This is a genomic window from Candidatus Uabimicrobium helgolandensis, assembly GCF_041508025.1.
GTDB lineage: Bacteria > Planctomycetota > Uabimicrobiia > Uabimicrobiales > Uabimicrobiaceae > Uabimicrobium > Uabimicrobium helgolandensis.
On record NZ_CP165719.1, the window covers coordinates 6,869,836 to 6,894,211 of the forward strand.

Genomic DNA, 24,376 nt, shown 5'->3' on the forward strand with positions numbered 1-24,376 from the left:
GATATTCACATACACACTCCATATGACAGAGAACTTCGTTTATTCAAATATACCATCACTAACGCTATTGTATTACTTATAAAATTAGCTGTTCCTTTGCTTGTTTTAATTGATTTTCACTTAGAATGTATATAGTTGTACATAATATCTACCAAACCAAAAACCTCTCGCCAATCGTCATCTTTTTTCTTAATCAATCTTAGTGATTTTCGAAAATTTTTAATCGCTTTTTCTCGCTCACCCATTCGATCGCAAATTTGTCCTCTAAAATAGTAATACTGAAATACATTCTCTTGAATTCTAATCGCTCGAGTGCAAACGTCCATAGCTTCTTTCAGTTTACCCTGGACCATCAGTATTTGTATATATCTTTGAAAAAATGTTGTTTTACTGAAATAATCTAGCCCTTTGTTCTCTAACACTTTCTTGTATATAATATCCCAGTCCTCCATTGGTAAATCTTCTATAGGAGTTTTCTCTTTCCGTGCTTTCTCATAATCCAACGAGCTTCGAGAAAAATACAGCCATATGTTTTTTTCAAAATCTAGTTCAATAGCTAAAGAGTAATGTTGGCGTGCATCATTATATTTTTTTTGCTTCTTATAACTTTTAGCCAAATAATAATGCATCCAAACGCGATTCTCTTTTTTTTCTTTGTTTATAGCGATTCTCATCGTATTTAAGCCACGATTATTATTTTCAATATTGACAAGAGCGTAACCATAATACAACTGTAGCCAACAGTCCTTAAGATTTTCATCAAAAGCCTTTTTGAAAACCGTTACCATTTTACCTTTCCATTCATTGAGATCATCTCCTTCTTCGAACTTACGTTTAAAAAGGTTTTTTGCAAGTAAATCCAAAGTTTTCGAATTATAAATATTTAACCAATATAGATCTTCTATATAAGAAATAGATTTTCTTTCATTCTGTTTTTCATATCTTTTAATTGCAAGATCTATAAGTTTTTGTTCTATATTAACAAGCGTCGACAAATAAGAAGCAGCGATACTATGCAAATCAATATTTACTTTTCGGCATTTTCGTAAAAATGCGTAGTAGTCTTTTAACTTTTTAAAGTCATTAGTCGAAATTATCTGTTTTAATGTCTTTCCTTCAAAATTGTAATTCTCTGCTAATATTTTAAAATATTTTTGGGTAGTAACATTGTAGTGGTTCGCTTTATTTTTATAGTACACCGTGGTATATATCAGAGTAACGAAAATTAAAAGAACAACAATAAAAGCAAGTATTCGTAATAATATTTTATTACTATGTAACGAAAAAGATTTTTGCAGTTTTATATCAACTTTCTTGCCTTCGATAAAATTCTTTAAATCATCAGCCAGATTTTTTGCATTTTGATAGCGATCTTTAGGTTTTTTACTTAAAGACTTTAAACATATATTTTCTAACGGCTTAGGAATCTTGGCTTTGATTTCTCGTGGAGGTATTGGCAGGCGATTTACAATATCGTGCAGTAACATAAATGAGCTACCATTTATAAAAGGTGCCCGTTCAGTAAGTAATTCGTAAAGAATAACACCTAGAGAATAAACATCACTACGTTCATCAATTTTGCGATTTTTTCCTTGGGCTTGTTCTGGAGACATGTAGGTGATTGTTCCTAAAATCATGCCCGATTGGGATAGTTTTTGATTCTCATTGAAGTTTTTTGCCAATCCAAAATCCATAATAATTGGTTTGCGATTTGGGTTGATCATGATATTGGCGGGTTTTAAATCGCGATGAACAATTCCTTGTTGATGGGCATAATAAATAGCTTCGCAAATTTCAATAAGAAGTAATGTAATCTGCTTTGTCGACAATGTATTTTTTTTGTAAAATGCCCCTAAGTCTTGCCCTTCAATATAATCCATTGTGAAATATGGTTGATTCTTATAGCTACCAATTTCATGAATATGAATAATATTAGAGTGCTTTAACTGCGCCATGGTTTCTGCTTCGCGCAAAAAACGTTGTAAATCATCTTTTTGTAATTTCGTTGGCATTTTCAAGGCGACATATCGCTTAAAATAACGATGAAAAGCCTTGTATACAATGCCCATTGCTCCATGCCCTAGCTCTTCAACTAATACATAATTTCCAAAAGCAATGTTATTGTTTTTGTTCTCTAATTTTAAAGTTTTTGTTTGACTAAAATTTACATCATCGCTATTACCTAAAGCTTTTGTCTCGTCAAGATTTTTGTCATCATTATTTGTCATGAGTATTCTCAAAAAATACTTAAAATTTTGGGGCTAGCAAAACAAGGCTACGTTCAAAAGCAAAGAGTCAAGCAAACATCCCTTATTTTAACATCACATTTCTAAGATGTTTTTTCACTAGTACAATTTGTATACTGTAGTAAATGTATTTCAAAATCTTCTAATGTATCATTTTCATTAACCAAATTTATTAAATGATCTAGCTCATCAACATAATTAACTTTTTCTATTTGCTCATAAAAAAAGCCTGATATTTTTTGATACTTGTTTTGTAATGTACGGCGTAGCTCTTCGCGTTTTCCTTGCATGCGTTGTAACATTTTCTTTTCATCTCTACATCCAATGAGTTGTGCAATCCAAAAACTCCACTCTTCGGCACCAATCTGCTTATATATATGCCATAGTTTTCGAGCATAGTGCGATTTTTGAACAGGATTATTACTGATAAGACGCGTAATACTGTCTTTAGCAAGTCTTTTGTCTTTAAATTTTACGTGTAAAGCGGCAAGAATTTCAAAGGAGACATCTATAATCGGAAATATTTCAATAAGACTTTCCGCTGCTTTGAGTGCCGGTATTTTCTGTCCGACAACAGCATATGTTAAGCTAAGAGAGTACTGCAATTCATAAATACGCGCTTGGTGTTCGCAAAATTTACTCAAGGCGAGTGCAACCTCTCCTATTTTTAGAGCTTTGCGAACATTACCTTCTAGCATATAAAGCGCCCAAAGTCCATGCGCTCCTGCAGCTTTTATTTTTTCTTCGTGACTTGCGTACATCTTATGAAAGTAATGAGAAGCTTTATCTCTGTGATCATCACACAAATAAAGCCACCCTAGCGCTTCATAAGCATGGATATCACCAACTGGCAGTAATAAATTGAGCATCCACACATTTGAAAAATCATTGAATGTTTTTTCAAAATACAAACGAATGGTGGTATACTCATCGCAGATAGTATCCACTTCACCATAAGCCATAAAATGATTTTTAATTTCGGCAACAGCTCCAGCAATTAAACAAGTGCTTAGCCATTTTTCGTACCACTCTAAGAAATTTTCACTATCTTTGTGCAGCTCACCCTTACTGTGATTATATTTCCATACTTGCTGACTTTTTTTACCTGAAAGCACAAGCAAGAATATACTACCACAATCACTATCCGCAATAGGTAAGCAACCATCAAACATCCACTTCAACTCTTCTTGCGATGTTAAACCTCCCACTAAATAGTAACTATCTAATGTAAGGCGATTTGGTTGCGAAAGAGACCAATTATTATTGCGAACTGTGTGTAGCGATTTTTCGAGAGTGTATACTCCGTAAGCTGGTCCTGCTCCTCCATTTCCTAATTCTAACAGAAATGTCCGATAGTGATATGGAAACGAAGTATATTTTGTTTCCATATCACTTACTTGTTTCTCAGTAAGAGCAAGATGCAAAGAGTATTTGTGTAGATCAGCACCTGATAAAAAAAATGCCTCATCTAGTTTTTTAAGTGCATTTAAATATTTTTTTAAGTATTGCATATTTCTAACTAGAATTTTAGTCGTCTTGGTATTTTTCTTTTAACGCTTCGATAACACTAGCATCAGCTAATGTTGTTACATTACCAACAGTACGTCCTTCTGCAATATCACGAAGTAAACGACGCATAATTTTTCCCGACCGCGTTTTAGGTAAATCTGCTGTAAAAATAATTCTTTCAGGTATTGCAAATTTGCCTATTTTTTCAACAACTAATTTCTTGAGTTCCTCTATGAGATCATCATTGCCATCGTTCCCTTCTCTAAGAGAAACAAAAGCAACCATAGCCTGTCCTTTTATTTTGTGATCAATCCCTATGACAGCTGATTCCGCAACTTTAGTATGAGAGACAAAAATACTTTCAAGCTCTGCTGTACCAATTCTATGCCCCGAAACATTGACGACATCATCAACTCGTCCTAGAATCCAAAAATATCCATCCTCATCCTTACGAGCACCATCTCCTGGAAAATAGATATTTTTCCATTTAGACCAGTACGTTTGTTTAAAGCGTTCTTCGTCGCCATAAATACCACGTAACATACCCGGCCATGGTTTACGAATTGCAAGAAGACCAGCATTTTGTTCCTCGCCATTTTTGTCGAGAACACAAGCATCTATACCAAAAAAAGGTAAAGTTGCACTACCAGGTTTTGTCGTTGTACACCCAGGAATAGGAGTAATCATCATTCCTCCTGTTTCTGTTTGCCACCAGGTATCTACAATTGGACAGCGTTCCGCACCTATCACTTTATGATACCACATCCATGCTTCAGGGTTTATTGGTTCTCCCACTGTTCCAAGAAGACGCAGTGAAGATAAATCGTATTTATTTGGCCACTCATCTCCCCACTTCATAAAAGTGCGAATAGCGGTAGGAGCAGTATAGAAAATATTTACGCTATACTTTTCGACTAATTCCCAAAAGCGTCCTTTGTGTGGAGTATTTGGAGTTCCTTCGTACATAAGACATGTAGCACCATTTGCGAGAGGTCCATACACAATATAACTATGCCCTGTAATCCAACCAATATCAGCAGTACACCAATAAACATCTTCTGGCTTTAAATCAAAAACATATTTCGAAGTGTAATAACTGTATAGCATGTAACCAGCAGTTGTATGAATAATTCCTTTGGGCTTTCCAGTTGTTCCACTTGTATACAACAAGAAAAGCATATCTTCACTATCCATTTCTTCGGCAGGACAATGAATAGAACATTTTTCAACAAGGTCGTGATACCAAATATCTTTTTCTGGTTCCATTGTGCAATCAAACTGTTCTGTCTTACAACGCTTAATAACTATATTTTTTTCTATAGAAGGGCAATTTTTTATAGCCTGATCAACAATATTTTTTAAAAGTAAATGTTTACCGCGTCGCCAAGCTCCATCAGAAGTGATAGTAATTTTCGCTTGGCAATCATTAACACGATCACGGATAGATTCGGCAGAAAAGCCAGCAAATATAACAGAGTGTACAGCGCCAATACGGGCACAGGCAAGCACTGAAATAGCAAGTTCGGGAATCATTGGCAAATATATCGCAATACGATCGCCTTTTTTTACTCCCAAACTTTTCAAACCATTCGCCATTTTGTTCACTTTACGAGCTAAATCAGCATAAGTCAGTACTTGCTCATCTCCAGGCTCACCTTCCCAAATAATAGCTGCTTTATTGCGCGTAGCGCTACCCAGATGCCGATCAATACAGTTATAACAGATGTTAGTTTTAGCATTTTCAAACCAGCGGAAAAAAGGCGGATTATCTGCGTTTAAAACGCGATCCCATTTTTTGAAAAAATGTAATTCAGATGCAGCTTCTGCCCAGAATTCTTCTGGATTTTCGATACTTTTTTTATATTTTTCTTTGTACTCAGCTATTGATTGCAATTTAGCATTTTGTTGAAAATTACTTTGAGGTTCAAATGTTCTTTTCTCTTCTAACACTGTTTTTAAGTTTTCGTTTTCCATGATTTCCCTTAGGGATGTGGTTAAAATAAAATACCTAGCTAAAATACAAAATTTTCAGCTAGGCATTTTAGCATAGCCATAGTTCTGTTGGTTTATAATAACAACGTTATAGTTGTACAAGAAGCACGAGATGATTTCATGCATTTCTTACTACTTCCAATTTCCATCTAAAGGTATAAATTCGAGGTACTCATCGATACGCATTTGCATACTATTTTCAACATATGTTGTTAGTTTCGCTATCGATAAATCTAAAATGTTTTGATCTGTGGCAAACTTGCGAATAATTAAGGTTTTATCTTCACTACCAGAAGCAACAATGTTTTGATTTACACCAAAACTCACACACGTTGTATTTTCGTTGTGATTTTTTAATGAAATTTTGCACACGTCGAGCTCAACATCCCAAAGAGAAAGAAAACCGTGTGCATCTACTGCAGACAAGTCATTATCGCCAAAAAAAGCAAGGTCGCGAATAAAGTAATTATGAAAAAATAGATTTTTTTGCAAGCTGAAGTCTTTAGTCGACCAGATTTTGATAGCCCCATCAGTAAGCCCTGTGGCTATCAAACTACCACTCTCATTAAAAGCAATCGATAAAACTCCAGCGGTCTTAACATTTATGACACCTATTTCTTTCATTGATTTCGCATTCCACAAAGAAACTATACGTCCAGCACAATATGCAAATGTTTTAGTATTTTTATTGTAGATACTAGAATATGCCCAAGCATTTCCTGTGTATATTTTTTTAAGTTTTTTAGATGAACGAACATAAGCATTGTTTTTATCAGTTACAAGTAGGCTATCGTCTCCAACGTAAGTCAAAGAGAATATACGCTGGTTAGTTCCCCGAAAACTAAGCAATTTTTTGCGATTTTTTAAATCAAATTCTTGGACATCAATAAGTCCAGAAGTTGCTACTTTATTTTGCGAAGGGTGAACAGCTAAAGCATAGCGGGCTAATTTGGTTTTAATTGTTTGTTTTAGTTTTCCATTTTGGTCCCAGAAATCAAGATTACCATTGCCGTTACATGTAATAAATTGATTTTTCTTTGTCAAAAAATCAATATCGGAAGCTGGATAATTTCTTTGAGGGATTAAATTTGTAGAATTTTGTTTATCAAATTGCCACAAACGTAAAGTCTGGTCTAAAGAAAAAGAAGCCATGTATTCACCATCTTGGTGCATACTTATAGATGTAACAACATCTTCATGCCCTTCAAGAACAAAATCCACATCTTTTCGGTATGTATTATATATATGAATTTTGTTATCTTGTGTTCCTAGAGCTAATAATTGTTCATTTTCTACCATATCAATGGAATAGATACGCCCCCCAAGACTAGGTAGAATCAACTTGTAGTAAAGCGCTGGACTGAATACTTTTACTGTACCTCTTTCACTAGAACTCAAAATACAATTTTTTCTAGCAATCAAGTGTCTTATAGAAGAGTCGTGGAGTCGTACAGGAACTACTTTACTTGATTCTAAATCATAAGCGTATAACGAGCCGCCTTGAGCAGTGCTAAAAAAAATATTTTTTGTTTTATCAAAAACCACCTTATTCATTGGCTTTTGAGTCATCGTTGGAATTTGACGTATAGGAGAAAATGAATTAGTGTCCCAAATTCGTATATTATTCTCTATATCTAGCGAAATAAACTTCTCACCATTAAAATTAAATTTTGCTTGTATAACAGGTATTTGATTGGTAATTTTCTTAATAATTTTTCCAGAAGCCACGTCCCATAAGTAGATATGGGTTTTTCCAGCAACAATAATTATCTTACCATTAGGATGGAAATCAATATCATATAAATGAGTGCTTACTTTATCCCAATTAGACTGTGCAATATTATTTAACACTGTCATTTGCCCATTATTTCCTACAGCAACTAAAAGTGCTGTTGTAGGAGAAAAGGCCATTGCGTTTATTTTTTCTTTTAAATGAAGAATCTCTTTACATTTAGGAGTAAATCCGTGGCGATAGGAAAGTTTTTTACGCAACTTAGCTATAGAAAAATGTTCTTCCTGTTCTTCGGCATGTTGCAAAGCCTTAGCATAAAGTAAGCAAGCTCTTTGATAAAAACCCTTTTCCCATTGCAAATCACCTAGCGATTCAAGGCGCTCAATATTTTTTTCTGATGAGACTTTACTATAAACACGTTGCAAATCGCGAAATTCATTTGCACTTGCTCTCACTTTAAACACCAAAAAACCGCATATCGCGATTAAAGGCACAAGAAGCATTAAAAATAAAATAAACGGACGATGTTTTTTGAATTTTTTACTACTTTGTTGCCAAATTGTAACACCTGGTGATGAGAGCATTTCCCCTTGTAAGTAACGATCGATATCTTCAGCAAGAGCACCTGCACTATTGTAACGATCTTGAGGAGATTTCTGTAATGCTGTCATACATATAGTTTCGACTTTGACAGGTAATCGACTGTTATACTTTTTAGGAGAAGCAATATCTTCATGGAGTACATTGTAAATAATCTTAGCAGGATTATCTCCGCGAACAGCAGGAACTCCAGAAACCATAAGATAAAGAATTGCTCCAAGTGCATAAACATCTGTTTCAGGACCAACCATTTTGTTTTTTCCACTTGCTTGCTCAGGAGCCATATAACGTGGTGTTCCGAGAATAGCTCCCGTTTTGGTTACTTCCGTCGACAATTCTGTATTTTTAGCTAAACCAAAGTCCATAATAATAGGACGCCCTGTGCGATTGTTAACCATTAAGTTACTCGGTTTTAAATCACGATGTATAACTCCTTTATTGTGAGCATAATCCATAGCAAGCGAAACTTCTTTAACAATTTCAAGAGAGCGTCTTAGAGATAATTTTGTATTTTTGAGAATCAAAGACAATGGTACTCCGTCAACAAAATCCATAACGATGTAATCCATGTCATCTTCCATTTTCACATCGTGTACTTTAACAATATTATCATGCTGTAGTTTAGCTGTTAATTGTGCTTCAGCATAAAAGCGATTGCGTTCCTGCGAAGATATTTCACTGGTCCGCAACATTACCTTTACTGCAACCGTTTTATCTTCTTGAGGATGGTACGCTTTGTATACCTTTCCCATTCCTCCTGTACCGATTTCTTCTAAAACACGATACGGGCCAATTTGCCGCGTAGGAATTTTTCCAGTAGTATTGAGCTTAAACTGTTTGTTAGGGACAATAATCTCTTGTTCAGTCGCTGTCTCTTGGATAGAGGTGGTTTGCTTTCTTAATTTTCGCGTATGGCGCGCTTTATTAACATCATTTTCAGACAAATTAGATACATCAGAGATATTCATATCTCGATAGATGTTTTTAAGAATATCTAGTTCTTGAGCATTCAGAATTTTTTGCTCTAGTAGTTTTTCTATTGCTTTTTGTAGTTGCTCTGTAGTTATATGAGACTTCGTAGTACACTGTAGTGTATAAGACGCTTCGCGGCTTTTAAGATTATTAAGTTTTTCTTGTAAAAGATTTTTACAAATATCTTCATCTAAAAAACTTAATTGTTGGCAATGTTTTAATATACAGTGCTTTACAAATATAAATAATAATCCATAAATTTGTTGATTAGTTAAACTAATCTTATTTTGGATTAAAAACTCTTCAAAACTTACTTCAGAAGACACAGTCTCTTCGTAAGATTCACGAGTAATATAATTTAGTTTTTTAGCAAAATATGCCAAGCATTGACTTCTCTGATCCATATCAAATCCCAGAACTCTTCAAATAATGTTGTTCTAATTGAATTGGCCACACATAATTGTTTGCCCACAAAGTAATAGCTCCATTACTTGCTCCTGATACTGCCATTTTTGCATCTGCAGTAATAGCCATGTCGCAAATCGAATTATTATGGGCTTCTATTCTTAATAATTTTATTTTTTTTATCGCATTCCAAACATCAATAAATCCTTCTTCAGTGCCAACAAGTATATATTTTGCATCACCCGTAATCGCAATACTCGTTATATTTTCTAAAGAAAAATGTATTTTTCCTTGATTACGTAAATTCCACAATATCAAATTATGCGGAGGAAATTTACACATCGAGACCGCTATTTTTTCGTTTGCTGAAATCAAAATCTTGTTTATTTCGCGCGTATGAGCATTTATTTTACTTAGGTTTTTTTGTTGCTTTTTGGGAAGAAAGTAAATATTGCCATCACTACCACCTGCAATGACAAGCGATCCGGATAAGTTAACTCCCAAAGTCGATAGCTCAGTTTGCATTGAGTATTTTTTTTCCGGTTTTTCTCCTCTTAAATGCCAAAGTTTTTTTTTCTTAACCAACTCTCGCAAATCCCAATGCTTTATTTCGCCTTTACCATCACATGAAATAAGCTTAGACTCATTGTAACAAAAAGACAGCCCTACAATCATAGATTTATGAGCAACAATCTTCTTTTGCAAAGTCTTCTTTTGCAAACTATATAAATGAATTTCTCCATTTTTCAAACCTAAAGCTGCTTGGTATGCATCGGGAGTAACTGCTATACTTGTAATATCTACATCTAATCGAAGCTCATAAATCAGTTTTTTATTCGCTACATCCCAAACTTTAACACAACGATCTTCTCCAACAGAAACTACATTTCTATTGTTAGGCGTAATAATAATTTTGTTAATAGATTTTTTGTGACCTTTTAGTTGGCCATATTCATGCCAAAAAGGCGTTTTGGGGACCTCGCCTCCAGCAATAATATCTTTTGCACGTTCCAATGCATCGTTTACACCACACTTTTTTTCCCCTAAGCGTAAAATATTCCACGCTTTTTGTCGCAATTCTTGAGGAATCACCAAACTAAATTTATCTGCCTTAGGAACTATTTGGCACGTATCTTTCCGTATTTCGCAATAAATCATAGCCCCTACACGATTGTAAAAATCATCAACAGTTGCATGATCTTTCTCACAAAGCATTTCGAATAGTTTTAATGCTTTGGAAAATTCACCTTTTAAGAAGAGCCACTTGGCTTTTTTACGAGCTAAACTAGGAAAATTTTCAATATCTTGCACTTGTTCTAAAAGCTGTAACGATTTTTGCATATTAGTGCGCTTTTCAAGAGCTCCACCCACCATAATCTCAATAACTTTACTAGTGTCAGATGTTTCTTGCAAAACTTGGTTAGCCTCTAGCCAAAATTCTTCTAAAGAAAATGATTTTGTTTTTAATTGCAGTAGCAACAAATTCAAATGCGCGTATAGATAATCAGGACTTTCTTTATGTATATATGACAGTATACTAGTTGCTTCCTTCACATGTTCACTGCCTATTTTTAATAATGAAACAGCTTTGTTATTCTCTTCTTCCCACTTCGACAATACAGACGCTGAAATTTTAGAACGTCGATAGCTTTTTTTACATAACTGCTCATAAATTGTTTCGAGCTGCTTTTCTATTTCAGCAAAGTTTCCAGGTCGCTCTTTATTTGTTTTCGCTAAACATTTCATAACCAATTCATATAATTCGTTACGCGTTTTATGGTTAAATAAAGAAATTTTGACAACAGATTGTTTTTTTATATGTCTTGGTGTGCGATATAAATGGGCATGTAACCATCCAGTAGTTGAATTTGCTTCAAAAGGGAATTTTCCACAACTAATCATTTCATAAAGAATTAAACCAAAGGCATATATATCAGTCGACTCATTGACTTCTTTACTTGATGTGTATTGTTGAGGTGACATATATTGAGGAGTGCCGAGTACTTGATTTGTTTCAGTAAGTTCTATTTTTGAAACCAAGTGCCGACCACTCATCTTAGTGCTTTTGCTTTTGCGTGGCAGAACTTTCAGTTTTGATAGCCCAAAATCAGTTATCTTAACTACCCCAAATCGTCCCTCTTCTTCTTGAATAATAATATTCTTGGGATTTAAATCACGATGAATAATTCCTTTTTCATGAAGATGATCCATTCCACGACAAATTTGAATGGCATAGTCCAAAACTTTTTCAAGGTATAATTCTTCTCGTTCTTTTTGACTTTGTTTGATAACCTCTTTTAGCACAGAACCTTTTACATATTCAATAAACAAAGTAGGTTTATTGTTAATACGGTCAAAATATATAGCAGAAACAATATTAGGGTGGTGTCCTAACTGCAGCCATGCAAGAACTTCTCTTTCAAATCGATCCATATGATCTTCAGAAAGACAATACTTCATTGCCAGAAGTTGTTGTGTTTTAATATCAGAAACTAAACAAACAGCCCCCATTCCCCCCATACCTAATTTCTTAACGTATTGGTACTTTCCTGCGAGAATATCACCTTTTTTTATACTAATACGCCCTGAAATGGCGTACATTTTTTCTAAATCTTTCATTTTATTGGAAGCTCGATGATAAAAGTCGTTCCTGTATTTAATTGACTTCTTACAGAAATAGAGCCTTGGTGTTCTTCTATGATTTTCTTCACAATAGACAATCCCAAACCTGTTCCTTGCTCTGTTTTTGTATAAAATGGATTAAAAATTTTATCTAGATCTTCTTCTTTTACTCCACGCCCTGTGTCTTCAACAAAAATTTTAACAACATCGTTTATTGTTGCTTTTATGGTAATAGAGCCATTCGTTGTTGCGTTTTTAGCATTACTAATAAGATTGAGTAAAACTTGGTGTAATTTTTCTTGACTACCATACACTTGTAACTCTGGATTCATTTGTATTTTAAGTTCTACTTTTTTTTCTACTAGATCTTGTGCAATTAAAGATTCAATTTTCTCAATAATATCCATTAAACAAAAGTGAGTAAAATTTTCTTTTTTTGAAAACATCAAAAGATTGTTAAGTATTTTTTGACATCTCTTTGTTTCCTCTATAGATTTATCAAGATAATGAGATACATTTTTGAGTTCTTCAACTGAGATATTCGGTTTTTTTAAAAACCCGAGAAACAACGATATAAACCCGCTAACACATGACAAAGGAATTCGTATGTCGTGCGCAATTTCTGCGGCTAACTCCCCCAAAAATACAAGCTTGTTTGACTGTTTTAAGTCGATACTTTGTTTACTAGCACTTTGTAAAATCTGCGAAAGTGAAAATTGAAAATCGTCTTTCACAAGAGGAATTGAAAAATAATCATGTACCCCATGTTTTAAAAAAAATACAGCCTCGCGAACAGAGGAATTTGAACTGCACACAATTAAAAATACATTAGGGATTACTTTTTTTATCTTGTTGATAAAGGAAATGGGCTTTTTTACGTACGAAGTATTAAAAATGATAAATGTTGGGGATAAAGACGGTATTTTTCTAAATACGGTCAATTCATCGTCAATAAAACAAATATCAATATTAGAAGGAATGAATTTATTGTATTGTTTTATTGTAATGGGATCATGCTCTAGAATAAGACAACAAGTTGTCTTTGCCATAATTCAACTTTCGAAATACTGAATTTATAATTGATCACGATGTTCATATTTCATTGGAACTAAATCATATTTTTTTATTGCTTTTGTCAGAAAATATACTGATATAGCACCACCAACTAGTGTTAAAGCGATACCAGGTGTATCTAATATTCCATGAGCAACAGGATGGAATTTAGGATTGAACAAGTCAACATGAGCAACATAATAATCTGGAAATTCGTGAATATGTAAACTTTGTGTTGGTCTGTTATCTCGAAACTGTTTTAACTCACCTTTTGACAATCCCATATTTGTTTCTTCAAAAAAAGAGGGAAACTCTTGTACATCTTTTTTTGAAATAGTGATAAACTCACCTGTGCGAATGCATTCTTCTCTAACTTCTTCCCAGTCCATTTAATTACCAATGCTGTTGATAACATCAATGCCGCGAATAGATGTTTTTAATAGACTTATTCTAGCACGAATTTCTACATAATCAGAAGGATTTGGAACAAGTTCTAAATACTCATGTAAACAATCTAATGCCTCTTGGTATGATCCTAATCGATAATAAGCATTTACGAGATCTTTCCTGATTTCACCGTCCATATTTTCGACTTCGAGAGCTCTCTTAAATTCGTTTATTGCTTGTTGATGTTCGTTTACATCGTAATAAGTAATTCCTAGGTTGTAACGGTAAGAGGTATTTTCAGGATCTAAATCTATTGCTTTTTGATATGCGTTTACTGCTTGAACAAATCTTCCTCGTTTTCGATAAGCATTGCCCAAATTGTTATATGCTTTTGAGTACGATGGTTCAATTTCGATTGCTTTTTCATATGCATTTACAGATTCTTCGTAGCGCTGTAAATGAAAATACGCCATCCCAAGATAAACATATACTCGATGGTTGTTTGGTTCTAGTTCCAAAATTTGCTGCCAGGACTTCAGACTTTTTTCATACTGCTGTTCTGCAAAAAGCGAAGTACCTTCTTTATAAAATTTTGCGATTTTTTTATTTTGTTTGCTCATTACGACTAAGGCTTCCAAATATTTAGTTGTTTTGTTTTAGCACTTTTTTCCGAAGACAAAAATAAGTCTGTATACTTCGAGTTAATAGAAGGTCCTCCGACTTTTGCGTAGCCATATTCTACAAGTTCTTTATTCACAAAACAGTAATGAAGCATCGGCGTTGGTGCAAAGACATATGCTAAATGATTACCATTTTTGTCGCGTTTTTTATCTCCGAACTCTAAAAGAACTCGACTCTTAGCTCTATCAATCACCAATAAAGTGTTTGCGTCTTTTGCTAAATCAAAGAACTTTTCGCCTTTTTTAGGAGCCGAAACATTAATATATTTTATAATACGTCCGTCTTCCAGCTCAATAGTGTCACCACTAATAACTTTTTTCACTTGTATGAGTTCTGTTTTTTCGACAACCTTTTCTTGAGGTTTGTCATTGTAAACATGAACTTCTGCAGGACCACATGATACAAACAAGCACAGTATAGAGATATAAATTATTGTTTTCATTTACCCTACCAGCTGTAAATATTTATTGTAAAACGCTAAGGCGTGTCAACATTTAGGTTTTAAATTAAAATCTGAATTATTTTAGGGAGTAGCGGGCATTTTGAAAACACAAAGTCACACTCTGCAATTAAAAGTAACAAAGCTAATCTCTAAAAGAGTCAAATTCTAAGGAAGACAAATGCTGATAATACCTGTTTAACATAACCAAATTCTAAAAATAGAAAAACAGGAACTAGCCCTAATATCTAGTTGCTAACATCTTACTCATTATATACAAAAACAAGAGTATTGAGCAATAATAAAATAAAAATGCTCGTCGGTAATGATGGGTTGTTTTGTGGTGGGTTGTTTTGCGGTAATAAACTATGACTTCGGGAAGAAGTCATAGTTTGTAGTAAGTTGTTAACTACTACTACCAACATTTAGCTTCATTTTGCGTCCAACTTTAAAAGTAACAACATTTCTAGAAGGGACTTTTACGGTGTCACCTGTTCTTGGGTTTCTTCCCACTCTAGAAGCACGTTCCTTTACTTGGAATACGCCAAAATCTCGCAATTCGATTCTATTTCCTTTTTCTAATTCCTCAGTAATGCAGTCTAGAAATCGTTGAATCGTATCTTTGGTACCTACTTTTGTTTGCTTGGTTTCAACAGAAATTCTCTCAACCAGCTGTTTTTTCGTCACAGTTGCCATGTTTTGCCTTTCTAAATTTCAAAGCATGGAAAAGAAAATTATTTGTACCTAGTACCTTGAAAGCCACTTTAAGCAATTTAGACTAAACTTTAGTTTTATATTAGAAAGCATAGCTTTGGCGTGCGCCTAAAAGTAAAGAGTCAGCTAAACCTTTTTAAAATTTGCTTTACTCAGCCTATAATAAAAATAGGCTAAAGTAAACTACCACAGTGGTGCTGCAGTCGAAAACTTTAGCCAGATATTAAAATATCATTTTGTAAATGTAATCATTATATTGTTTTACATCGTTTAGTCAACAGAAAAATTCGATAGTTTTCAAAAACTATTAGTAGAAATGTTCTAAGAGCGCCTCGGCATTTATCTTCCTTATAATTTGGCTACTTCAGGCATTAGTTTTGTTACTTTTTAATTGCGAAACTATACTTTCAGAATCCTACTTCCTAAAATATCTCGCATTATAGGAAAACCTAAATAGTGAATTTTTAGTTAACATGTTGGATTTAAACGCGTTGCATGATATTCGATGTGATTTTCGATAAAAGAAGCAACAAAGTAATAACTATGATCATAACCTTCGCGAATATTTGCAACTAGAGGATACTCATTTTTTTGACACGTTTCGTGAAATGTATCGAGATATAATTCGCGGTCGAGAAAAGGATCATTTGCTCCCATTTCAATGAGAATATCTATTTTAACAGTAGCGGTTTCAACAAGAGAGTTGCTATCGTATAATTTCCATGTATTTTTATCAGAACCGAGATAACCACTCAATGCTTTCTCGCCCCAAGGGCAAAGACTTGGTGCGCAAATAGGGGCAAACGCTGAAACAGAGCAATACTCTTCTGGATTTCTTAGAGCAATCATCATAGCACCGTGTCCCCCCATTGAGTGACCACTTATAGATTTTTTACCACTAACAGGAAAATTTTTTGTGATAATATCAGGTAACTCTTTTACTACATAGTCATACATATTATAGTGTTTTTTCCATTTAGCTTCTGTAGCATTAACATAAAATCCTGCACTACTACCAAAATCCCAAGAGTCATCTTCTCCTTCGATATTACATCCTCGTGGAGAAGTATCTGGCGCAACAATAACCAAATTGTGTTCAGCTGCATAACGTTGAGCGCCAGCTTTTTCCATAAAATTTTTCTCTGTGCACTCTAGCCCTGATAACCAGTAAAGTACAGGTAATGGATCCTCAGAGTTCGCTCCTTGGGGTAAAAAAATAGAAAAATTCATATCGCAATTGCAACTGGAAGAAAAATGTTGAAAAAACTTTACTTCACCACCAAAACAATTTTTTGAAGCTGTACATTTTATAGCAGTCATGTCTATCCTCTAAGATAAAGAAATTACGGAACGAATACTTTTTCCTTCATGCATAAGGTCAAAAGCTTCATTGATTTTTGCAAACGGTAGGTTATAAGTAACCATGTCATCGACGTTGATTTCTTTGCGTAAGTACATTTCAACATACTCTGGTAATTGCGATCTTCCTTTTACTCCTCCAAATGCAGTACCACGCCACACCCGACCTGTTACTAATTGAAAAGGACGCGTCGCAATTTCTTGTCCTGCACCTGCCACACCAATAATAATAGATTCTCCCCAACCTTTGTGACAACACTCAAGAGCCGAACGCATTAAGTTCACATTACCTACACATTCAAAAGAATAATCCACACCACCATCAGTCATATCAACAATAACATTTTGAACTAATTCGTCATATTTTTTAGGATTTACACAGTCCGTAGCTCCCAACTGCCGCGCAAACTCAAATTTACTCTCATTGATATCAACAGCGATAATTCTTTTTGCCTTGGCAATCACTGCTCCCTGAATTACACTAAGGCCAATACCTCCTAAACCAAACACAGCAACTGTTGATCCTGGCTCTACTTTCGCCGTATTAAATACCGCCCCTAATCCTGTGGTCACACCACAACCAAGTAAACAAACTTTATCTAAAGGAGCCTCTTTATTGATTTTTGCTACAGCAATTTCAGGTAATACAGTGTACTCTGCAAATGTAGATGTCCCCATATAGTGGTAGATGGTTTTGCCATTTTTAGAAAACCGCGACGTACCATCAGGCATAAGGCCTTTTCCTTGAGTAGACCGAATTGCTTGGCATAGATTCGTTTTTCCCGACGTACAAAATTTACATTTTCCGCACTCTGGTGTGTAAAGAGGAATTACATGATCACCTTCTGCCACAGAAGTAACACCTTTTCCAACTTCCATGACAACAGCTCCTCCTTCGTGACCTAATACGCAAGGAAAAAGCCCCTCGGGATCAGCTCCTGAAAGAGTATAAGCATCTGTATGACAAACACCTGTTGCCACCATTTTTAACAAAACCTCCCCTTCTTTAGGACCTTCTAAATCTATATCTTCTATAACTAAAGGTTTTTTCGCTTCCCATGCAACAGCAGCACGTATTTTCATTTTATTTCTCCAAAGATGATTTATTGAATACAGAGGCATTATTATTTTTATGAAATTTATAATACTACTGATTGTAATTTTTGCAAAATAAAATTATGGTAGGTAGCCCAAATCATGAAGAGAAGGAGAATTCTCTAAAATATCTGATAGTTGTTGTGGTTGTAAAAACGACTGCCATTTTGCACTATTTTCTTTATAGATGTGAGAATGTGTTTGCGGAAAATAATCGAGTTCTAAAAACTCAAATATTTTTTGTGTTGTTGTCGCAGGCTGCTCTAATAAATTTTCATAGCAAATATCTAACCATGAAGACTTTGAAAAATTTTTTTGGTGTTTTTTGGCTTGTTGAATACGAGATTCCCAAGCATGAGCCATTTTTTTTGCTAGGCTCCATTCTTGCCACTCGAAAAAATGCTTCTTACTTTCTATTCCGTACCAAGGCTGAGGCCAAGAAGAATCTTTTCCTACTTTTATCTTTGTTGAAAAGCGTCTAGTCAATCGGTCATAGTGTAGCATAGAAGTAACAACATCGCGCGCATCGCGATAGATATGTAAAAATTGACTTTGAGGAAAAACTTCGCGCAGTAGATTTACATTGATTAAATTTGAGTGGGATTTATCAGCGTAACGTTTAATATTTACAGGAATATAACAAGGAGAGAATATGCCATGTCTGCGATATTGAATTTTTTGACACCCCGAAGAACACTTTTGACACTTGCGCCATGTTTTTTTCCAAGCATTATTATATAAATATTTAACATGTTTTCTTGTTAAGAGATCATTGTGAATTTCACTATGAAAACACAGATACTGTGAATATTTGAAAGTTGTAGGATATTCAATCAAACAGTGAATATGAGGATGTTTTTTTAGAACTTCCCCCAACATACATGTTCCCGATCTCGAGCAACCAACAATAAAAATAGGATTCTGTATCATGTTTACTTTTTGCTTGGAATAGAAAAACTAGCAGATGCCCAAAAACTATCAAAATCAATATTGGGAGTAGCCATATGTTTTTTTATAATAATAGCTGCAATTAACCATTTTCCAGACATAAGCTTAAGCTTAGCTTCACCATTATCTCCCGTTTTCATCACCGTTTCCGAATAATCTTCTAGAGATATAATTCGCAGTTTATGGTTTGCAACAGGTTTGTCGTTATGTAATAGCAGTATATTAAGATCTTCAGATTCTGCAAGATCATAGGGATTGTTTTTACAAACTAATTCTAAAGGCATACCTACTTTACAAGGATGATATTTTTTTTCTTTTCCAACTTGGATAAGTGTTTTTGCGCAACGTAAATAATATTCGTGAATAATCTCCTTTTTGGGAATATCAACATCAGTCAATACTTCTTTTTTGAGATATTCTTGGAACCGTTCTACGGGGAGAGACGACAAACTTGTTAAGCTTTCGTAAGTTACAGTATAACACCCTTCTTTTGCTGTTCTAAAAAAACCAGCAGGAGAACGTCCATCAATACCAACAATTGGCGTGCTTTTTTGCTGATGGTTTAACAGGAATTTTTTGATATGGTAAGGGTTCCTTGTATACTCTTCAGCTTCTGTTACATGACCAATAAAAATTTTTATTTTAGTAATATCATTTAAATTTGGTGTATAAAAAGATGGTTGTAACCAAAATGTGTGCGCGTTAAGAAATGTGCATAAGCCCAAAAAAAATAGCAAGCAACATTTAATCATTATTTGTTACCTTTCACCTAGGATGTGTCAACATTTATCAGTACTAGTGTAAATCAATAATAGCTTATCAACCAATTCATAAAAAAAGAGGGGAAATTCCCCTCTTGTAATAAAACTTTATAACACAATTTGAAATAGGAGTATCCTACTATTTCCATAACTCATCTTATAGATGATCGCGATCTAAAAAGCCTTCTAATTTCCGAGCACGTACAGGGTGTTGTAGTTTTCGTACGGCTTTTGCTTCTATTTGGCGAACGCGTTCGCGAGTTACGTTAAATAGTTTTCCCACCTCTTCTAATGTGTATGTATAACCATCACCTATACCGTAACGCAATTTGATAATTTCGCGTTCGCGATATGTTAACGTTTGCAAAACACTTTCTATTTTGTCTTTCAACATTTCGTGTGTGGCTGCTGTAACAGGTGATTCAGCTCCTTCATCTTCGATGAAATCTCCAAAGTAAGAATCATCGCTTTCTCCAATTGGGCGGTCTAATGAAATAGGGAGCTTCGCTATTTTCATCACGCGTTTTGTTTCATCAATGGAGATGTTTGTTTCTTTTGAAATCTCTTCAATGGTTGGTTCGCGACCTTTTTTCTGAATTAATTTCTTAGACACATTACGCAATTTACTCATCGTTTCGATCATATGTACAGGAATACGAATCGTTCGTGCTTGTTCTGCAATTGATCTGGTTATTGCTTGCCTAATCCACCATGTTGCGTATGTTGAAAACTTGAATCCTCGACGGTATTCATATTTTTCAACGGCCTTCATTAAACCGGTATTGCCTTCCTGAATTAAATCGAGAAATGTTAGACCTCGGTTTCGATATTTTTTAGCAATAGAAACTACAAGTCTTAAGTTACCACTAGACAATTTGCGTTTTGCACTTTCATACTCTTCGTATCGTTCCTCTACTTGCTCCACGCGTCGTTTTAGCTTTTCTGGGCTTTCTCTTGTCTTGAATAACAGTTCTTCTAGATCTTTTTTGAGTTTTTTTACTCTTGATGTTCGCCGACGATTTCCTTCGATTTCTTTTAATTCGCGTAAACACGATTGTACTTTACGCGATAGTTTTTGTAGTTCTTGCATCATCGGACGTATTTTTTTGGTTTGTAATCCCAATTCTTCTAAGAGAATAACACCTTTTTTTCTGCGGCTTCTGATTCGTTTTACTAATTTTGTTCTCTCAGAAGACAGAGGCTTACTACTCAAATACTCTTTAAAATCTTTTCTGTTCTTTTCTAACATTTTACCTAAAGTCTCTATATTTTCAAAAAGACGAGACTCCATATCGGTTTTTTTGAGTTCAAGAGTATTGTTACCTCGAAGAGTTCGGTCAAAAGCCAACTCACCGTTTTGTACATCAATAAGTATCTCAAGAGCAACCTCTAGTGAAACTTCTGACTCCAGTACTTTTTTGCGAAAACGCTTTCTTGTAAGTTCTATTTTTTTTGCTAATTTTATTTCTTCTTCTCTTTTCAAAAGCGGAATTTCACCCATTTGGGTTAAGTACATACGAACAGGATCGTCAATACGCTCACTATAAGTATCTTCGATGATCATTTCTTCATCAATTTCTTCATCGCCTTCTCTAAGATCGCGATCTAAACTGATATCAGTACTATCTTCATCGATTAGTTCAATTCCATGCTCATCAAGAGTCATCAAAATGTTGTCTAACTTTTCTGGGTCCTCATCTGGAAGCAAGTCATTAAACTCGTCGTAAGTAAGAAATCCTTTTTGTTTTCCTGTTTCTAAAACAGCTTTCAAGTCGGAATCAACGACCTTTTCCATAGAAGAATTCTCCTTTTATTCTATATCTCGCATGCGAGTTTTACAAACTTCTTGAGCATCCAATAGTATTTGTTTTTGTTGTTCTTCGTTCTCAGCAGAAGTAAGCAGTTGTTGTCGCAGCTTATTCATTTGAGCTCTTTTTTTCTGGCGTATTAGACCTTTTATTGTTCTTTTTAATCGTTCTGCCGTTTTTTCAAGGTTTTCAAGATTTTCGCTGTAATAGATAGACACTAGTTCTTGACCTACTTCTGGCTCTAATTTAGCAGAAAGAGAGGCAAGTTCTATAGGTTGATTTTTTGCTATATATTCCGCTACAATAGATGCTATTTTTGCAACTTTAGGATCGTGAAAATCGCTAGCACTGTAATACTCAAATACTTTAGCTCCTAAATTTGGATGTTGCATTACAGCCGCAATAACAAAGTTTTGTTCTGCTAATGCCAAAGCATTCACATAAGACTGTGTATTTTGCATAGGAGGAACAGAAGTTTTTTTTCTTCTAATTCCTAACTCAAGTAGAATATTATCTAAAGGTACATGAAAAACATCTACCATTCTTTGTGCAAACAATCTTTTTGTAATTTCATCAGGAATAGTAATTACCGTTTTTGATAATTCGCGTATAACACTTCGCTTACCTTGTATAGTGCTTATATCATATTGTTTTTTATGTTGCTCCAACTCAAAATCAAAAAAATCCTGAGCATTGTTTAACATATCGCGAAAGCCATCAATTCCATACTCACGCATAAAATCAAAAGGGTCGAGTTTTTCAGGCGGAACAGCTATTCTTACTTCTATACTTTTCTTTAAAAAATGTTCTAAAGAACGAGAGGCAGCATTCATTCCAGCAGAATCGCCATCGAATACTAACGCCGCGCGTTCCGAATAACGTTTAATAAAACTTGCATGTTCCGGTGTCAAAGCCGTTCCTAACGTGGCAACAGCCCCACTAAATCCTTTTTGATGGGCCATAAGTACATCAGTGTAACCTTCCATAATCACAATTTGTTTAGACTGAGAAATAGTTTCTCTTGCCAAGTGAAAGGCATACAGCGTTTTTTTCTTTTGGAAAAGAGATGTTTCCGGAGAATTTAAGTACTTTGGCTGATCTTCGCTGCTCAAAACTCGCCCGCCAAAAGCAATTACTTTTCCACGGCTGTTCCATATCGGAAATATAATACGATTACGAAAACGATCATAATAACCATTTTCTTTTTGTATGATAAGACCTGCATCTAACAACACCTGCTCTTCAAAACCTTCTTGCTTTGCTTCTTTTAAAAAATTATCCCACCCTTTAGGAGCATAACCAAGTTCAAATTTTTCCATCGTGCTCTTGGTTATTCCGCGATACAGCAAATATTCTCTTGCTTCTTTTCCTTGCTCACTTGTCAAATACCTTTGAAAAAAAATACTTGCCCAATTTAGAGCTTCCATAACACCAACATTTTTCTTTTGTTCGCGTTCAAAAGCTTTACTTTTTTCTGGAAGAGGGATATTGTATTCTTTTGCGAGGTATTCAACCGCTTCAGGAAATGAAGAGCCTTCTATCTCCATAACAAAATGAAACACATTACCTGCTTTTCCACATCCAAAACACTTAAAAATTTGTTTTTGAGGACTGACGACAAAAGATGGAGTTTTTTCGTTATGAAATGGACAGCAAGCTTTGTAGTTTGCTCCGGTTTTTCTTATCTCCAAGTAATGAGAAATAACAGGAATAATATCAGCTGTTTCTCTTACTTGTTCTATGAATTCATTGTTAAAGTGTTGAGCCACTTATGTTTCCAATAAATTAGAGTTAAAGGAATGGTAAATTTTGTGGAACATTTAATTATACTTTCTACGTAACCATTGTGCAACATTTTTTATTATAAAAAAAGTTTATATTTTTTTTATTGTAAAACACAGAGTATTTGAGGACCCAGATACAATCATTCATTTCCATTATAAAACGAAAAGTGTATGTTACCCATTTTTACTTCTGTGTTGTTTGTAATAACTTGCATATTTTTTTCTATTTTTTGACCATTTACAAACGTGTTACTATTCATCGATTGTAAACAAAGAGTGTTGTCTTCTACAACAAGGTAAGCATGCCGTTGCCCCATACTCAAAGTTAACTTTTCATCCTCAGGCAAAATAATAGTGCACTTTGCCGTTCACGGTAAAGCAATTCCCGAAATTCCGCAACTATCAGCTTTGATTCTCTCCATTTCTAAAGACAAACAAATTCACGATACATTTCTACACTTAGAAAATATCGCCAAATTAAAACTGAAAGCTGATTTTGTAAATCTATCGGCATGTGAATCTCGACTAGGTAGGATATACGCAGGGAAGGTTCATTGGTCTAGTACAAGAATTTATAGTAGCATACTACAAAAAACCAAATGGCCCAAATTATAGATCTTCAAGAGAAGAAAGTGTTCCTATTTCTTTTGGTAGCTCTACAATATTGTTAATTTCAAGAGATAGTATCTCAAGAGAATAAAGCTGTCCTATTTCTTTTGGCAGCTTTTTAAGTTTGTTATTGTTTACATACAAAACTGCTAATGAAGAAAGCTGCTCTATTTCTTTTGGTAACTTTACAAGTTTGTTATTCTTTAAACATAGAGTTTTAAGAGAACAAAGTTGTCCTATTTCTCTTGGCAACTTTATAAGTTTGTTGTTGTTTAAAGAAAGATGTTCGAGAAAATGTAGTTGTCCTATCTCTCTTGGTAATTCCGTAATCTCATTGTTATCTAGAGATAAACTTTGCAAAGAAGAAAGTTGTCCTATTTCTTCTGGTAATCTTGTGAGCTTGTTTTTATGTAGATTTAAATTTTCAATAGAAGAAATAGAAAAAATCCATTTGGGAATTTCTTTTAAGTTCTTCTCTGATAAATCGACAGAAAGTCTACTTCCTCGAAACGAACAATTGTCAAAACTCACTCCTGTTAATTTTTCAGGATCTATTTTCTCAAGATAAAAACAGCAACCCAAATGCTCTGTATTCGGCTCTACTTCATGAAGTGTTTCCCCTCTAATTTTATAGCGTTTCACGCTTTACTCCATTGAAAA

At 34.5% G+C, this 24,376-nt stretch carries 19 protein-coding genes; 1 reads left to right on the forward strand and 18 read right to left on the reverse strand.

The genetic code is table 11. The features are described 5' to 3' along the window. Window positions 1-116: 116 nt before the first annotated feature. The 17 genes from UABHE_RS25540 to UABHE_RS25620 all read right to left on the reverse strand — a co-directional run bounded on the left by UABHE_RS25540 (window position 117) and on the right by UABHE_RS25620 (window position 23,454). Window positions 117-2,228, reverse strand: a complete 2,112-nt coding sequence (locus tag UABHE_RS25540; protein WP_372366141.1) for a protein kinase — start codon at window positions 2,226-2,228, stop codon at window positions 117-119. A gap of 101 nt (window positions 2,229-2,329) precedes the next feature. Further along, entirely contained in the window at window positions 2,330-3,757 is a 1,428-nt protein-coding gene (locus tag UABHE_RS25545; protein ID WP_372366142.1) for an SMI1/KNR4 family protein, read from the reverse strand. Window positions 3,758-3,773: 16 nt separating this feature from the next. Beyond that, window positions 3,774-5,729, reverse strand: a complete 1,956-nt coding sequence (gene acs / locus UABHE_RS25550) for an acetate--CoA ligase (protein WP_372366143.1) — start codon at window positions 5,727-5,729, stop codon at window positions 3,774-3,776. A 150-nt stretch (window positions 5,730-5,879) separates the two neighbouring features. Beyond that, window positions 5,880-9,455, reverse strand: a complete 3,576-nt coding sequence (locus UABHE_RS25555; RefSeq protein ID WP_372366144.1) for a WD40 repeat domain-containing serine/threonine-protein kinase — start codon at window positions 9,453-9,455, stop codon at window positions 5,880-5,882. A gap of 1 nt (window position 9,456) precedes the next feature. Continuing rightward, entirely contained in the window at window positions 9,457-12,075 is a 2,619-nt protein-coding gene (locus tag UABHE_RS25560) for a protein kinase (RefSeq protein ID WP_372366145.1), read from the reverse strand. Further along, a complete protein-coding gene (locus tag UABHE_RS25565) occupies window positions 12,072-13,127 on the reverse strand; it encodes a sensor histidine kinase (RefSeq protein WP_372366146.1) in 1,056 nt (351 codons plus the stop codon). The genes UABHE_RS25560 and UABHE_RS25565 overlap by 4 nt, the downstream gene beginning before the upstream one ends. A 24-nt stretch (window positions 13,128-13,151) precedes the next feature. Then, on the reverse strand, window positions 13,152-13,520 hold the full coding sequence (locus UABHE_RS25570) for a hypothetical protein (RefSeq protein ID WP_372366147.1): 369 nt from the start codon (window positions 13,518-13,520) through the stop codon (window positions 13,152-13,154). Beyond that, window positions 13,521-14,138: a tetratricopeptide repeat protein gene (locus UABHE_RS25575; RefSeq protein WP_372366148.1), complete on the reverse strand. Its 618-nt coding sequence runs from the start codon at window positions 14,136-14,138 to the stop codon at window positions 13,521-13,523. A gap of 5 nt (window positions 14,139-14,143) precedes the next feature. Then, complete coding sequence (locus tag UABHE_RS25580; RefSeq protein WP_372366149.1) at window positions 14,144-14,641, reverse strand: thermonuclease family protein; 498 nt, start codon at window positions 14,639-14,641, stop codon at window positions 14,144-14,146. Between the two features lie 402 nt (window positions 14,642-15,043). Continuing rightward, on the reverse strand, window positions 15,044-15,334 hold the full coding sequence (locus UABHE_RS25585; protein ID WP_372366150.1) for an HU family DNA-binding protein: 291 nt from the start codon (window positions 15,332-15,334) through the stop codon (window positions 15,044-15,046). Between the two features lie 486 nt (window positions 15,335-15,820). Continuing rightward, window positions 15,821-16,672 carry an S-formylglutathione hydrolase gene (gene fghA / locus UABHE_RS25590; RefSeq protein ID WP_372366151.1) on the reverse strand — a complete coding sequence of 284 codons (852 nt, stop codon included), beginning with the start codon at window positions 16,670-16,672 and terminating at the stop codon, window positions 15,821-15,823. Between the two features lie 9 nt (window positions 16,673-16,681). Beyond that, window positions 16,682-17,794 carry an S-(hydroxymethyl)glutathione dehydrogenase/class III alcohol dehydrogenase gene (locus tag UABHE_RS25595; RefSeq protein ID WP_372366152.1) on the reverse strand — a complete coding sequence of 371 codons (1,113 nt, stop codon included), beginning with the start codon at window positions 17,792-17,794 and terminating at the stop codon, window positions 16,682-16,684. Window positions 17,795-17,887: 93 nt separating this feature from the next. Beyond that, window positions 17,888-18,736: a sulfotransferase gene (locus tag UABHE_RS25600; protein ID WP_372366153.1), complete on the reverse strand. Its 849-nt coding sequence runs from the start codon at window positions 18,734-18,736 to the stop codon at window positions 17,888-17,890. A 2-nt stretch (window positions 18,737-18,738) separates the two neighbouring features. After that, on the reverse strand, window positions 18,739-19,506 hold the full coding sequence (locus tag UABHE_RS25605) for a DUF4198 domain-containing protein (RefSeq protein ID WP_372366154.1): 768 nt from the start codon (window positions 19,504-19,506) through the stop codon (window positions 18,739-18,741). 166 nt (window positions 19,507-19,672) lie between these two features. Then, complete coding sequence (gene rpoD, locus UABHE_RS25610) at window positions 19,673-21,310, reverse strand: RNA polymerase sigma factor RpoD (RefSeq protein WP_372366155.1); 1,638 nt, start codon at window positions 21,308-21,310, stop codon at window positions 19,673-19,675. A gap of 15 nt (window positions 21,311-21,325) precedes the next feature. Then, a complete protein-coding gene (gene dnaG / locus UABHE_RS25615; RefSeq protein ID WP_372366156.1) occupies window positions 21,326-23,092 on the reverse strand; it encodes a DNA primase in 1,767 nt (588 codons plus the stop codon). A 155-nt stretch (window positions 23,093-23,247) separates the two neighbouring features. Beyond that, window positions 23,248-23,454, reverse strand: a complete 207-nt coding sequence (locus UABHE_RS25620; protein ID WP_372366157.1) for an FHA domain-containing protein — start codon at window positions 23,452-23,454, stop codon at window positions 23,248-23,250. Between the two features lie 7 nt (window positions 23,455-23,461). On the opposite strand from UABHE_RS25620, the gene UABHE_RS25625 reads away from it, so the two are divergent. Continuing rightward, window positions 23,462-23,722: a CHAT domain-containing protein gene (locus tag UABHE_RS25625; RefSeq protein ID WP_372366158.1), complete on the forward strand. Its 261-nt coding sequence runs from the start codon at window positions 23,462-23,464 to the stop codon at window positions 23,720-23,722. Here the strand turns inward: UABHE_RS25625 and UABHE_RS25630 are convergent. Then, window positions 23,717-24,358, reverse strand: coding sequence for a leucine-rich repeat domain-containing protein (locus tag UABHE_RS25630; protein ID WP_372366159.1), 642 nt, complete (start codon window positions 24,356-24,358; stop codon window positions 23,717-23,719). The genes UABHE_RS25625 and UABHE_RS25630 overlap by 6 nt on opposite strands. Window positions 24,359-24,376: the final 18 nt, after the last annotated feature.